The organism is Arsenicicoccus sp. UBA2120 (genome assembly GCF_002330965.1).
GTDB classification, from domain to species: domain Bacteria; phylum Actinomycetota; class Actinomycetes; order Actinomycetales; family Dermatophilaceae; genus Arsenicicoccus; species Arsenicicoccus bolidensis.
This window is the reverse complement of sequence record NZ_DCYC01000089.1, coordinates 1-12,977: the sequence shown is the minus strand read 5'-3', so window position 1 is coordinate 12,977 and position 12,977 is coordinate 1. Positions and strand designations below refer to the sequence as shown.

Sequence of the window (12,977 nt, the reverse complement as noted above, 5' to 3'; positions counted from 1 at the left end):
CACGGAAGCGTCAGAAGAGCCTTTTTTTCGCTCCACCCGTAACTCACCGCCGGGGGGCGCGTTTACAGCACAGAAGACACCAACCGCAGCACGTGTGACTAGTCCTTGTGATCGACCGTAACCCCCCGGACGAGCCATGTGTCGCGAACCGAAGAACACCTACCCTTACGGGTGAAGACTGGGAGGCTTTCGACATGACTGTTCTGACTGCGCGCTCTGGTGAGCGCGCCGGCCAGCAGTGGATCCAGGAGTGGGCACCGCTCGGCAACTGCGTGGCGCAGGACCCCGACGCGTTGTTCGTCCAGGGAGCCGCCCAGCAGCAGGCCAAGCAGATCTGCGTCGGGTGCCCGGTCATCGCCGATTGCCTGGCCGACGCCCTCGACAACCGCACGGAGTTCGGTGTGTGGGGCGGCATGACCGAGCGCGAGCGCCGTGCCCTGCTCAAGCGCCGCCCGGACGTCCAGTCGTGGCGTCCCGTGCTCGAGGCGATGCTCAACCGCAGCAACCCCAACAAGGTCGCCTGACCCGCACCTCACGCACGCCGACCGGCTCGACGAGGGTGCGTCAGCCCGCGAGGGACGCCCCCACCCGCCGCAGCGCGGCGAGGTCGTGCACGTCCGTCGCCTCCGCGGCCGCCACGCTGACCAGCAGGCCGGGGCGGCTCGACCGCAGCTCCGCCAGCACCTGCGCGTGGCGCTCCGCCACCCGGTCCGACGCAGCCCCCACCCGCAGCAGTGCCCGGGCCGCCCGGGCCGCCCCAGCCTCCTGACTCCCTCCCGTCAGTCGCTCCGCGGCCGCGTCCGCACCTCGTGCGTCCAGCGTCCCCGTCGCTGGGCGCACGAGCCGGTTGAGGACCAGCGCGGCGGCCGGCATCCCCTCGGACCGCAGGCGCCGCAGGAAGTAGTCCGCCTCGCGCAGCGCCGTCACCTCGGGCGTCGCCACCACCACGAACGCCGTGCCCGGCTCCGAGAGCCGGGCATAGGTCTGCTCGGCGCGCTCGCGGAAGCCGCCGAACATCGTGTCCAGCGCCGTCACGAAGGTCTGCACGTCCCCGAGCAGCTGCGTCCCCAGCAACTTGGACAGCACGCCCGACACCAGCGCCATGCCGCCACCGAGCGCCCGCACACCGACCCGTCCCCCGAGTCGTGCGGGGGCCGTGAGCAGCCGGATCAGCCGGCCGTCGAGGAAGGACCCGAGCCGCTCGGGCGCGTCCAGGAAGTCCAGCGCGGACCGGCTCGGGGGCGTGTCGACGACGATCAGGTCCCACGTGCCGTCCCGCTCGGCCTGCGTGCGGAGCTGGCCGAGCTTCTCCATCGCCATGTACTCCTGCGTGCCCGCGAACGAGCTCGACACCGACTGGTAGAAGGGGTTGGCGAGGATCTGCTCGGCGGCCTCCGGGGTCGCGTGCGCCACGACGACCTCGTCGAAGGTTCGCTTCATGTCGAGCATCATCGCGTCCAGGCGCCCGCCCCGCGTCTCGTCGATGCCGACCACGGTCCGCGGGCGGTCGTCGAGCTCGGACAGCCCGAGCGACTGGGCGAGCCGGCGCGCCGGGTCGATGGTGAGCACGACCACGCGGCGTCCGGCCTCGGCGGCGTGCAGGGCGAGGGCCGCGGACGTCGTGGTCTTGCCCACCCCGCCCGAGCCGCAGCAGAGCACCACGCGGGTGGCCGGGTCCCGGACCAGGGCGGCGAGGTCCGAGGCCGTATGCCGGGCGCCGGGGCGGGGCGGGGTCGTCATACGAGCGCTCCGACCTGCGAGGTGAGCGCGGCCGCGAGCCGGGGGAGGGTGCGCGGACCGGCGCCGCCCTCGAGCGTGGGCAGCAGGACGGTGGGGAGCTCCAGGGCGTCGAGGATCTCCTGCTGCTCGCCCTCGGCCAGGAGTCGCTCGGCGTGACCGCGGGCGTGCTCGAGGAGCCGGCGGGCGGTCTCGTCGGGGTCGGGGACCTGCGCCGCGCGCAGCTCCTCGGCGATGGCCGTCAGGTCGACGTCGCCGTCGACCGCCGCGTGGAAGGCGTCGAGGTCGTCCTCGCCGAGCCCGTCGTCGCGGACCTGGTTGACCACGAGCAGACCCGTGCGCAGGCCCGCGGCCCGCAGCTCGGTGATCGCCTCGACGGTCTCGGTCACGGGCATCTCCTCGAGGACCGTCACGAGGTGGACCACGGTCTGGTCCGAGTGGACGACCGCCGTGACCGCGTCGGCCTGCGCCTTGATCGGCCCCACGCGCGCCAGGTCGGCGACCTCGGCGTTGGCCTCGAGGAAGCGGACCACCCGACCGGTCGGCGGCGCGTCCACGACGACCACGTCATAGCTCTCGGGCGTGCCGCGACGCCGCTGGTGGCGGGGGGTGCGGCGGGTGGCCTCGTAGAGCTTGCCCATCACCAGCACGTCCCCGAGGCCCGGCGCGATGCTGGTCGCCAGGTCGACGGCACCCACCTGGTCCAGCACCGTCCCGGCGGGGCCGAGGTGGTAGTGGACGCGGAGGTACTCCATCAGCGAGGCCCGCGCATCGACCGCCAGCGCGTGCAGCTCGCCGCCCGCCGGCGTCACGTGCACCAGGCGCTCGTGGTCGTCGAGCGGGCTGCACCCGAGCACGGGGGCCAACGCCTGACGCTGCTCGACCTCGGCCAGCAGCACCCGGCGCCCGGACTCGGCCAGCGCCGTGGCCATCGCCGCCGCCACCGTCGTCTTGCCGGTGCCGCCCTTGCCGGTGACCACGTGCAGCCGGGCCTCGCGCCAGGCGTCCGGCCAGAGGTCGGGGGTGGGCGCGGTCGGCATACGGCTGATGCTAGTGCTGTGACCCTCGGCCGTGGTCGCTAGAGTGCGGGCATGACCACCTGGGAGTACGCCACCGTGCCGTTGATCGTCCACGCCACCAAGCAGATCCTCGACCAGTGGGGGCAGGACGGGTGGGAGCTCGTCACCGTCCTGCAGTCGGGCGAGGGCAACCTCGTCGCCTACCTCAAGCGCCCCAAGCAGGGCTGACGAGGAGTCGCGCCATGAGTGCAGTCGAGGATCGTCTCGCCGAGCTCGGGCTCAGCGTCCCCGACGTCGCCGCCCCCGTCGCGGCCTACGTCCCGGCGCTGCGCGACGGCCGGCGCATCCACACCTCCGGGCAGCTGCCGATGGTCCAGGGCTCGCTCGCCGAGACCGGCAAGGTCGGCGAGGGCGACGGGCTCGTGAGCCCCGAGCGCGCCAAGGAGCTCGCGCAGGTGTGCGCCCTCAACGCCATCGCCGCCGTGAAGTCGGTCGTGGGTGACCTCGACCAGGTCGCGCAGGTCGTCAAGGTGGTCGGGTTCGTCGCGAGCGACCCGTCCTTCACCGGCCAGCCCGGCGTCGTCAACGGCGCGAGCGAGCTGCTCGGGCATGCCTTCGGCGACCGCGGGGTGCACGCGCGGTCCGCGGTCGGGGTGGCCGTCCTGCCGCTCGACGCGCCGGTCGAGGTCGAGATCACCGTCGCGCTCGCCGACGACTGAGGACGTGATGGGCGACCAGGGCGGGGTCGTGCGCGACTTCCCCGCGGGCGGGCTCGGGACGCGCGCCCGCGCGTGGCTCGACGGCGACGCCGAGGTGCGTCGGCACCAGGTCCCGCGGTATGCCGCCACGGTGCAGCTGGTCCGCGACGCGTCCGTGAGCGGGGCCGCCGACGACGAGTCATCGTGCGGCGTCGAGGTGTTCATGCTGCGCCGTGTCGCCTCGATGGCGTTCGCCCCCCGCATGATGGTCTTTCCCGGCGGCGGGGTGGACCCGCGCGACGCCGACCCCGCCCTGGTCGCCGAGCACTGGGCCGGGCCCTCGCCCGCGTCCTGGGCGGCTCGGATGGACTGCCCCGACGACGTCGCCCAGCAGCTCGTCGTGGCCGCGGTGCGCGAGGTGTTCGAGGAGTGCGGGGTGCTGCTGGCGGGGCCCGACGCGACCACCGTCGTCGAGGACGTGCGCGACGCGGGGTGGCACGCCGACCGGGTCGCGCTCGAGGCCCGCGAGCTGTCGTTCACCGAGCTGCTGCGGCGCCGTGGGCTCGTGCTGCGGTCCGACCTGCTGTCCTATCGCGCTCACTGGGTGACCCCGGAGTTCGAGCCGCGGCGCTACGACACGGCGTTCTTCGCGGCGCTGCTGCCGGTCGGGCAGGTCCCCGACGACGCGACCTCCGAGGCCGACGCCGCGGGGTGGTGGCGTCCGGCGGACGTGCTCGCCGGCGCGCGTGACGGCTCGGTGCTCATGCTGCCGCCCACCCTGGTGGCTGTCGAGCAGCTGGCGGGCGCCGCGTCCTCGGCCTCGTTCGTCGCCGAGGAGCCCCTGGTCTGGTCGATCTCGCCCGACCTGGTCGAGGACGACGAGGGGCGGATCTGGATGCGCGCTCGGGTGCCCGACACCGGAGCCCGCTCGTGACCGCCCCTGGCACCCGCCTGGTGCAGCCGCCACCGACCGCCACGCCCTGGCTCGGCGGTGCCGTGACCTCGCGGGCAACCTGTGTCCTCGCCCCCAACCCCAGCCCGATGACCCTGGACGGCACCAACACGTGGGTGCTCGCGGAGCCGGGCAGCGGTGCCGTGGCGGTCGTGGACCCAGGGCCGCTGGACGAGCAGCACCTGCGCGCCGTGATCTCGCTCGTCGAGGAGCGCGGCGCCCGCGTCACCCACACCCTGCTTACCCACGGCCACGCCGACCACGCCGAGGGTGCAGGCAGGTTCGCCGAGCTCACGGGCACCCGGGTGCAGGCGATCGGGGACGGTCACCACGACCTGCGCGAGGGCTCGGTGCTGCACGTCGGTGACCTCGAGGTGGCCGTCCTGGCGACGCCGGGCCACACGTCCGACTCCGTGTCCTTCGTGCTCCCGGCCGACAACACCGTGCTGACCGGCGACACCGTGCTGGGTCGCGGCACCACGGTCGTGGCGCACCCCGACGGCGTGCTCGCCGACTACCTCGCCTCGCTGCGGCGCCTCCGGTCGCTGACCGGCAGCGGCGCCGTCACCCGGATCCTGCCCGGGCACGGGCCGACGGTCGACGCGGCGGACGAGGCCGTCGCCTACTACCTGCAGCACCGCGCCGACCGGCTCGACCAGGTGCGCGCCGCCCTCGCCGCCGGAGACACCACCGCCGACGAGGTGGTCGAGCGGGTGTATGCCGACGTGCCGCGCGAGGTCTGGCCCGCGGCCCGGCTCAGCGTGCTCGCCCAGATCGCTTACCTGCCCACCAGCCCTGATGCCGCGGCCGTCACCGACGGGTAGCGACCCGCGAGGGCACGTTGAACGATAAAAGGCCCGCTGAGACAGCGAGAAGTGACCTCTCAGGGCGCGTGGGGCCGAGTCAGGGGCGGGCCTCCGGCATACGGCCGGAGAAATCCTCAGCGGGCGCGGCGGTAGAGGCGCTCGATGTCCAGCAGCACGACCGAGCGGGCCTCGAGACGGATCCAGCCGCGGCCGGCGAAGTCGGCCAGCGACTTGTTGACCGTCTCGCGCGAGGCGCCGACGAGCTGGGCCAGCTCCTCCTGGGTGAGGTCGTGAGCGACGAGGACACCGTCCTCGCAGGGGCGACCGAAGCGGCGGGACAGGTCGACGAGGGCCTTGGCCACGCGGCCGGGCACGTCGGTGAAGACCATGTCGGCGAGGGACTCGTTGGTGCGGCGCAGGCGACGGGCGAGCGCGGCCAGCAGGGTGAGCGAGACGTCGGGGCGGGCGCCCAGCCAGGTGCGCAGGCTGTCGTGGCCGAGGCCGACCAGGGACGTCTCGGCCACCGCGGTGGCGGTCAGCGTGCGGGGGCCGGGGTCGAAGAGCGACAGCTCGCCGAACATCTCCGCCGGCCCGAGCACGGCGAAGAGGTTCTCGCGGCCGTCGCCGCTCGTGCGTCCGAGCTTCACCTTGCCGTCGACGATGATGTACAGGGCGTCGCCCTGGGCTCCCTCGTGGAACAGCACCTCTCCCCGCTCGAGGCTCACGGGGCTCATCGAGGCCCGCAGCGTGCTGGCTGCCTCGTCGTCGAGCGCCGCGAAGAGCGGAGACCTTCTCACCACGTCGTTGTCCACGTCGGTCATTGTGCCACCACGGACGTGCAGGGGTGTGACGGACCGCACGAGTAGCCTGATCGGGTGTCCACCCTCGATCCCGCCTCGCGTCCGACGCCCACCGGCGAGTCGCCGCTCGCGCTCAAGCGCCGCGCCCGACGGACCTATCGCGTCCTGCACGACACCTACCCCTACGCCATCGCCGAGCTGGACTTCACCACGCCGCTGGAGCTGTTGGTCGCGACCGTGCTGTCGGCGCAGACGACCGACGTGGGGGTCAACAAGGTCACCCCGGCGGTATTCGCGCGCTACCCGGACGCGGCGGCCTACGCAGCGGCGGACCGCACCGAGCTGGAGGAGCTGGTCCGGCCGACCGGCTTCTACCGAGCCAAGACCGACGCCCTGATCAAGCTCGGGACCGCTCTCGTCGAGCGGTATGACGGGCAGGTCCCGGGCCGCCTCAAGGACCTCGTGACGCTGCCCGGCGTGGGCCGCAAGACCGCCAACGTCGTGCTCGGCAACGCGTTCGACGTCCCGGGCATCACGGTCGACACGCACTTCGGGCGCCTGGCGCGACGCCTCGGGTGGACCGCCGAGGAGGACCCGGTCAAGGTCGAGCACGAGGTCGGCGCGCTGTTCCCCCGCAAGGAGTGGACGATGCTCTCGCACGTCCTCATCTACCACGGCCGCCGCATCTGTCATGCCCGCAAGCCGGCGTGCGGGGTGTGCCCCGTGGCGGACCTCTGTCCGTCATACGGCGAGGGAGAGACCGACGCGACCAAGGCGCGCACGCTCGCCAAGTTCGAGCTCGCCCCCGGCGCACCCTGGCCGGAGCGGCTGGGAGAGGCCCCCTCGGGCCTGGCCGCCCGCTGGGCGCAGGAGGGCGTATGACGGTGGCCCGGCCCACCTGGCTGGACGAGCTCGTGGGCCAGGTGGAGACCACCCCGGCCCACTACTACTCAAGCTTCCTGCCGCCCGATCACGGAGCGGGACGGCGCGCCGGCGTGCTCGTCCTCGTCGGCCCCCGTGACGAGGATCCGGGCGACCACGACATCCTGCTCACCGAGCGCGCGCACGGGATGCGGACGCACGCGGGGCAGGTCGCCTTCCCCGGCGGATCGCTCGACCCGGAGGACCGCGACGTCATCGACGCGGCGCTGCGGGAGGCCCACGAGGAGGTGGGCCTGGACCGGTCCTCCATCGACGTGCTCGCGACCCTGCCCGAGCTCTACATGCCCCACCGCGACTTCGGGATCACCCCCGTCGTCGGGTGGTGGCGCGACCCCCACCCGCTGACGGCCGGCGACCCGCGCGAGGTCGCCTCGGTCCTGCGGGCACCCGTCTCCGAGCTCGTCGACCCCGCCAACCGGTTCACCGTGACGCATCCCAACGGCTACCGCGGGCCGGCGTTCGAGGTCGACGGGCTGCTCGTGTGGGGCTTCACGGCGGGGATCATCGCCAAGCTGCTGGACCTCGCGGGCCTCGCCGAGCCGTGGGACGACTCGCGTCACGAGGAACTTCCCGAGCGCATGTGGCGCTGAGCAGGCATGAGCCCAGTCGTCCTCGACGTGATCCTGCTCGTCGCCCTCGGCCTGCACGCCGCCGCGGGCTGGCGTCGCGGTCTGGTCATGTCCGCCTTCGCGACGGCGGGCCTGGTCGCCGGGGCCGTCCTCGGCCTGCGCGCCCTGCCGCCGCTGCTCGAGAACGCCCAGGCGCTGCGTGACTCCCTCCTGCTGCGGGCCGCGGTCCTCGCGCTCGGGGTCCTGCTGCTCGCGGTGATCGGGGAGGCCCTGCTCGGACGCCTCGGCGCGCACCTGCGGTCGCGCAACCGCCTGCGCCCCACCCAGCTGCTGGACGCCGTCACCGGGGCCGTCGCGTCGGTGCTGGTCCTGGCCACGATCTACTGGTTCGTCGGGGACACCCTGCGCACGGCCGCGCCGGGGAGCGTGGCCCGCACCGTCGCCGGGTCGCGCGTCCTCGGGGCCGTCGACGCGGTGATGCCCGCCCAGGTCGGACGGGCGTTCGCGGACTTCCGGTCGCAGGTCGAGGCCAGCGAGTTCCCCCGCGTCTTCGAGGGGGTGGGGGCGGAGCCGATCGCGCCCGCCGCCCCGCCGGACCCGCGCGTCGCCCAGACGGCCGGTGTGGTCGCCGCGCGCGACTCGATCGTCAAGGTCGTCGGCGACGCGCCCGTGTGCCGTCGCGAGCAGGACGGCAGCGGCTGGGTGATGTCGCCGCAGCGGGTCGTCACCAACGCCCACGTGGTCGCCGGCACCGAGCGGGTCCGGGTGCAGGTCGGTGGGCAGGGACGGTCGTATGCCGCCACCGTCGTCTCGTTCGACCCCCGCCTGGACGTGGCGGTGCTGCACGTCCCCGACCTGCGGGCGCGACCGCTGCAGGTCGCCGACACGCTGCGCTCCGACGCGGACGCGGTGGTCGCGGGCTTCCCCGGCGGCGGGCCCTATCGCCTCGGCGCCGCCCGCGTCCGCTCGGTCATGTCGGCCCGCGGCGCCGACATCTACGGCAGCACGGGGGCCGTGCGCCAGGTCTACTCCCTCTATGCCACCGTCCGTCCCGGCAACTCGGGCGGCCCGCTGCTCACCACCGACGGACGCGTGGCGGGCACGATCTTCGCCCAGTCGGTCGACGACCCGAGCACGGGTTACGCCCTGACCAGCGCGGCCACCCGGCCCATCCTTGCGGAGGGTGTCTCCGACACCTCGCCCGCCGCCACGGGATCCTGCTCCGCCGCGTGACCGCGCACGACATCGTGTGAGCTGGGAGCTCAGTTCGGGTCGTGTGGGGCGCCGGGGCCCGGGGGTGCGGGCGGGTCAGCGCGGCAGGGCGGCGAGCCAGGGGAGGAGCAGGGCGTCCACGCGCTCGGGGGCCTCCTCGGCGACGAAGTGACCTGTGCCCGGCAAGAGGTGGGCGTCCAGCCCGGCCGCGGCGTAGCGCGCCGAACCGCCCATCGTGATCGGCAGCACGGCGCGGTCCTCGGCGCCGTGCAGGTGCAGGGCGGGCACCCGCATGGGGCGACGCAGCGCCGCGGCCCACTGCCGCCCGGAGATCCACAGCTGGGAGCGAGCCATCCAGCGGTAGTACTCCGCCGCGGAGTGCGCCACGAACGGCAGGGCCATCTGCTCGGCATACCGGGTGGTGATATCGACGTCCAGCCAGGTCGCGCCGGGGGCCGACCACTCGGTGAGGATGCGCGCGACGTAGCCCGAGGCCGGGTCGCCGAGGCGGCGCTCCGGCACGAACGGCCGCTGCAGCCCGGCGAACGTGCGGCCCGCCTGGATCTGCGTGGGCAGGGTCAACGACGCCGTGCGCAGGGCGAGCGGGTGCGGGGCGCCGAGCGCGACCACCGCTCGGGTCGCCGGGGGCTGCAGGGACGGCATCGACCAGGCGATCCAGGCGCCGAGCCCCTGGCCGACGACCACGGCCGAGCGCTCGCCGAGGGAGCGCACCACGCTCGCGACGTCGGCGGCGGACGTGAAGGTGTCGTAGCCGACGGGCGGCTTGTCCGACGAGCCGAAGCCCCGCAGGTCCATCGCGGCCACGCGATAGCCGGCCTCGGCCAGCGAGACCAGCTGGTGCCGCCAGGCCCACCAGAACTGCGGGAAGTCGTGCAGCAGCAGCACGAGCGGGCCGTCCCCGGCCTCGGCGACGTGGAACCTCGCGCCGTTCGCGGACACGAACCGGTGCCGCCAGGGCCCCGGGACCAGGGTGCTGGCGGCGTCACGCATGGTGCCGTCGTTCATCGGCCCCATCCTGGCAAAGGACGGGCGGGGCGCACCAACGGCTCGCGGGTCGGCGGGGTGGGGTCATGACGCAGGGTCATGACGGAGGGTGGGGACGACAGCGGCCCCCTCCCTGGTGGGGAGGGGGCCGCTGGTCGGACAGGTGGTGGGGCTCAGGCGCGCGTGGCGCCGGCCTCGCTGCGGGAGTCCGTCGCGTCGGTCGTCGCGTAGGTCGACGTGGCCTCGCGGGACGTGGTCTCGCGGGCCGAGCCGTAGGCCGCGGTGCGCTGCTCGGTGACCGCCGGGCGGGAGGTGTTGGGCTTGAGGGCCTCGACCGTCTCCTGCGCGTTGCGGATGGTGCGCTCGGGCTTGACGTTGACGGTGCTCAGGGCCTTCTTGCCGACCATCGCGAGGATGCCGGCCACGACCAGCAGCACGATCGCGACGATCAGGAAGGACAGCCACGGGGCCAGGCCGAGGGCGATCAGGCCGTAGGCCGCGGCGATGAGCAGCAGGATCAGGGCAAGGAAGGCGAAGACGCCCGCGCCGGCGAACATGCCGATGCCCTTGCCGGCCTTGGCGACGTCGGTCTTGACCTCGGCCTTGGCGAGCTGGATCTCGTTGCGCATGATGCTCGACACGTCCTGCGTCGCGTCGGCGACCAGCTGGCCGATGGTGCGAGCAGTGGTGTCGCTGCCGTAGTTGCGCGCCTCGCGGTCGCGGTCGGCGCGGCGAGCGTCGTGCTCCTGCTCGGTGTAGGACGTGGACATGGGGGCGACTCCTCGTGGACTGTGGGATCGAGATCCCGGGGCAGGGTTCGATCATGTCATTCACACATTCACCCGAAACCATACCTACATCGCGGTGGCCGCCGGGGGAGGTTCCGCGACGCGGGCACGGCTCGCACCTCGGACGATCTGGTGGACGACTTGTGGACGACGCGGTCGGGTCAGGCCAGCAGGCAGGCGACGAGCACAGCCACGCTGAAGCCGATCTCCACGAGCCCGACCTGCAGCGGCGTGATCTGGCGCCCGCGCAGCGGGCCGAGGGTCGGCATCGCCCAGGCGCGTGCGGTCGCGAGGGCCAGCACCACGGTGGCCAGGACGAGAGCGGCCCCCGAGACACCGGTGGCCAGCGCCGGTATGCCGCCCAGCGCCGCCGTGAGCAGCACCGCCGTCATCGCTGCGTGATAGGCCACGGACGCCGCGAACCAGCGCCGGTCCCCGCGCTCGCGGATCATCGTCTTGACATAGACGACCGTGCCGAAGAAGTAGGCCAGCTGCAGCAGCGTCACGAACGCCACGACCCTGACCTGGTCGGGTCGGCGCGCGGCGACGTCGGCGACGGCGCTCACCGCGCCCAGGGGGAGCCGGGCCGAGAGGCCGGCGCTCCACAGGACGGGCGTCACGAGGCAGGCCGCGGTGACGGTGACCAGCCCGCTGAGGGTGGCCCGGTCCCGACGGCGCGACGCGAGGACCAGGGCCACCGCCAGGAGCGGGGCGGCCACGACGAGCCAGCCCGTGAGCCCGGGTCCGAGCGCCATGACGGCGACCCCGAGGACGCCTCCGGCGACGGCATACGCCCGGACCGGGGGCCAGTATCGGGGCTTGCGACGAGCCTTGAGCCACAACGTGACCGCGTTGAGCAGGAAGTAGCCGACGACCGTGATCACGAGGACCGGCAGGGCCACCCACCGCCAGCCGTGGTCGCGCACCAGCAGCACCGCGCCGGTCACCGCGGGGACCACGAGCATGGCCCAGGCACCGTGCTGCTGGGGGACCCAGCCGGGGGCGCGCTTCCTGCCTCGGGTCATGAGGACAGCGTGCCATCCTCGCGACGCCCGTCCTGGCGCCCGCGGTGACGGCCGTCCTTGAGGCCGTCGGGGGTGATGCTGCCGTGGGCCTCGTAGACGTCCGGGACGCCGTCGAGGTCGAGGTCCTCGGCCTCGCGCGCCGCGATCTGCGCGTAGTGCCGGTTGCGGCTGCGCAGGACGACCGACGCGAGCACGGCGGCGATCAGCGAGCCGAGCAGGACGGCCAGCTTGACGTGGTCGTCCCGCGCGGAGCCGGCGCCGTAGGCCAGCTCGCCGACCAGCAGCGACACCGTGAACCCGATGCCCGCCAGCAGGGACAGGCCGGCGATGTCGGCCCAGGCGAGGTCGTTGTCGAGCTCGGCCTTGGTGAAGCGGGCCAGGAGCCAGGTCGCACCGAGGATCCCGACGAACTTGCCGACGACCAGGCCGGCGACGACGCCCTGCGCGGCCGGGTCGCTGACGGCCTCGCCGAAGCCGCCACCCACGACCGTGACGCCGGCCGCGAAGAACGCGAACAGCGGCACCGCCACGCCCGCCGACACGGGGCGCACGACGTGCTCGAGTCGGTGGCCGACGTCGACCGGGGTGACCAGGCCGAGCAGGACGCCGGCGACGGTCGCGTGGATCCCGGACGCGTGGACCAGGCCCCAGGTGAGCAGCGCCAACGGGATCAGCAGCCACGGGGAGGTCCAGCCGCGCCGCGTCGCCAGGGCGAACGCCGCGAGGGGGACGAGGGCGGCGAGCAGCGCCAGGGCCTGCAGCGACTCGGTGTAGGCGACGGCGATGATCGTGATCGCGATGAGGTCGTCGACGACGGCCAGCGTCAGCAGGAAGGACCGCAGCGCGGACGGCAGGTGGGTGCCGATGACGGCGAGCACCGCGAGGGCGAACGCGATGTCGGTGGCAGTGGGGATGGCCCAGCCGCGCAGGACGTCACCGCCCCCGCCGCGCAGCATCCCGACACCCAGGAAGAGCAGGGCGGGCAGGATCACGCCGGCGCAGGCCGCCGCCACGGGGACGGTCGCCTTGCGGATGTCGGACAGGTCGCCGCGCGTGAACTCGTGCTTGAGCTCGATGCCGGCGACGAAGAAGAAGATCGCGAGCAGGCCGTCGGCCGCCCAGTGCCCGACCGAGAGATCGAGGTGCAGCGCCGATGGGCCGACGTGCAGGTCGCGGAGAGCGGCATACGACTCCCGCCAGGGCGTGTTGGCCCAGACCAGGGCGGCCAGGGCCGCGACGAGGAGGAGGGCGCCTCCGACGGTCTCGGTGCGCAGCGCCGCGGTGATGCGCTGGGTCTCGCGCCAGCTGCCGCGGGCGAAGAGTCGGGAGCTGCCGGTGGCGGAGGGGCGCGGGGAGTTCGCTGGCATGATGCCTTTCGCGGACGAGGTGGGGACCCGGTCGAGGGGTCGCGAGGGACGACGCCG

General features: G+C 73.8%; 15 protein-coding genes. 8 read left to right on the top strand and 7 right to left on the bottom strand.

What is annotated here, in order from left to right; genetic code table 11:
* The first annotated feature begins 194 nt into the window (after positions 1 to 194).
* The gene (locus B2P18_RS15265) at positions 195 to 524 is read left to right on the top strand and encodes a WhiB family transcriptional regulator (protein ID WP_034252972.1); all 330 of its coding nucleotides are present in this window, start codon (positions 195 to 197) and stop codon (positions 522 to 524) included.
* 40 nt (positions 525 to 564) lie between these two features.
* On the opposite strand, the gene B2P18_RS15260 is transcribed toward B2P18_RS15265, so the two are convergent.
* Together B2P18_RS15260 and B2P18_RS15255 are read right to left on the bottom strand one after the other, a co-directional pair.
* Positions 565 to 1,740: an ArsA family ATPase gene (locus tag B2P18_RS15260; protein ID WP_286961470.1), complete on the bottom strand. Its 1,176-nt coding sequence runs from the start codon at positions 1,738 to 1,740 to the stop codon at positions 565 to 567.
* On the bottom strand, positions 1,737 to 2,777 hold the full coding sequence (locus tag B2P18_RS15255) for an ArsA-related P-loop ATPase (protein WP_286960053.1): 1,041 nt from the start codon (positions 2,775 to 2,777) through the stop codon (positions 1,737 to 1,739). The genes B2P18_RS15260 and B2P18_RS15255 overlap by 4 nt, the downstream gene beginning before the upstream one ends.
* 51 nt (positions 2,778 to 2,828) lie before the next feature.
* Here B2P18_RS15255 and B2P18_RS15250 point away from each other — a divergent pair, with 51 nt between their 5' ends.
* The 4 genes from B2P18_RS15250 to B2P18_RS15235 are packed head-to-tail and all read left to right on the top strand — an operon-like array spanning position 2,829 to position 5,230.
* Positions 2,829 to 2,984 (top strand): DUF4177 domain-containing protein, encoded by a 156-nt coding sequence (locus B2P18_RS15250; RefSeq protein WP_019285160.1) that lies wholly within the window; start codon positions 2,829 to 2,831, stop codon positions 2,982 to 2,984.
* Positions 2,985 to 2,998: 14 nt separating this feature from the next.
* Positions 2,999 to 3,475, top strand: a complete 477-nt coding sequence (locus B2P18_RS15245) for a RidA family protein (protein WP_286960055.1) — start codon at positions 2,999 to 3,001, stop codon at positions 3,473 to 3,475.
* A 7-nt stretch (positions 3,476 to 3,482) separates the two neighbouring features.
* Positions 3,483 to 4,388 carry an NUDIX hydrolase gene (locus B2P18_RS15240; protein WP_019285158.1) on the top strand — a complete coding sequence of 302 codons (906 nt, stop codon included), beginning with the start codon at positions 3,483 to 3,485 and terminating at the stop codon, positions 4,386 to 4,388.
* Entirely contained in the window at positions 4,385 to 5,230 is an 846-nt protein-coding gene (locus tag B2P18_RS15235) for an MBL fold metallo-hydrolase (protein WP_376783690.1), read from the top strand. Before B2P18_RS15240 ends, B2P18_RS15235 begins: the two co-directional genes overlap by 4 nt.
* Before the next feature lie 116 nt (positions 5,231 to 5,346).
* Here B2P18_RS15235 and B2P18_RS15230 read toward each other — a convergent pair whose 3' ends face one another.
* Entirely contained in the window at positions 5,347 to 6,024 is a 678-nt protein-coding gene (locus B2P18_RS15230; protein WP_029211765.1) for a Crp/Fnr family transcriptional regulator, read from the bottom strand.
* Positions 6,025 to 6,087: 63 nt separating this feature from the next.
* Here B2P18_RS15230 and nth point away from each other — a divergent pair, with 63 nt between their 5' ends.
* Genes nth through B2P18_RS15215 form a run of 3 tightly spaced genes read left to right on the top strand, consistent with a single transcriptional unit; the run spans position 6,088 to position 8,756 of the window.
* A complete protein-coding gene (nth, locus tag B2P18_RS15225; protein WP_019285155.1) occupies positions 6,088 to 6,894 on the top strand; it encodes an endonuclease III in 807 nt (268 codons plus the stop codon).
* Entirely contained in the window at positions 6,891 to 7,544 is a 654-nt protein-coding gene (locus tag B2P18_RS15220) for an NUDIX hydrolase (protein ID WP_286960056.1), read from the top strand. The genes nth and B2P18_RS15220 overlap by 4 nt, the downstream gene beginning before the upstream one ends.
* Positions 7,545 to 7,550: 6 nt before the next feature.
* Positions 7,551 to 8,756: a MarP family serine protease gene (locus B2P18_RS15215; RefSeq protein ID WP_286961467.1), complete on the top strand. Its 1,206-nt coding sequence runs from the start codon at positions 7,551 to 7,553 to the stop codon at positions 8,754 to 8,756.
* 75 nt (positions 8,757 to 8,831) lie between these two features.
* Here B2P18_RS15215 and B2P18_RS15210 read toward each other — a convergent pair whose 3' ends face one another.
* From B2P18_RS15210 to nhaA, 4 genes are all read right to left on the bottom strand, one after another.
* A complete protein-coding gene (locus tag B2P18_RS15210; RefSeq protein ID WP_240484014.1) occupies positions 8,832 to 9,761 on the bottom strand; it encodes an alpha/beta fold hydrolase in 930 nt (309 codons plus the stop codon).
* 152 nt (positions 9,762 to 9,913) lie between these two features.
* Positions 9,914 to 10,510, bottom strand: coding sequence for a phage holin family protein (locus tag B2P18_RS15205; RefSeq protein WP_019285149.1), 597 nt, complete (start codon positions 10,508 to 10,510; stop codon positions 9,914 to 9,916).
* Between the two features lie 179 nt (positions 10,511 to 10,689).
* Positions 10,690 to 11,553, bottom strand: coding sequence for a YwiC-like family protein (locus B2P18_RS15200; protein ID WP_019285148.1), 864 nt, complete (start codon positions 11,551 to 11,553; stop codon positions 10,690 to 10,692).
* The gene (gene nhaA / locus B2P18_RS15195) at positions 11,550 to 12,920 is read right to left on the bottom strand and encodes a Na+/H+ antiporter NhaA (protein ID WP_084413055.1); all 1,371 of its coding nucleotides are present in this window, start codon (positions 12,918 to 12,920) and stop codon (positions 11,550 to 11,552) included. The genes B2P18_RS15200 and nhaA overlap by 4 nt, the downstream gene beginning before the upstream one ends.
* Positions 12,921 to 12,977 lie beyond the last annotated feature (57 nt).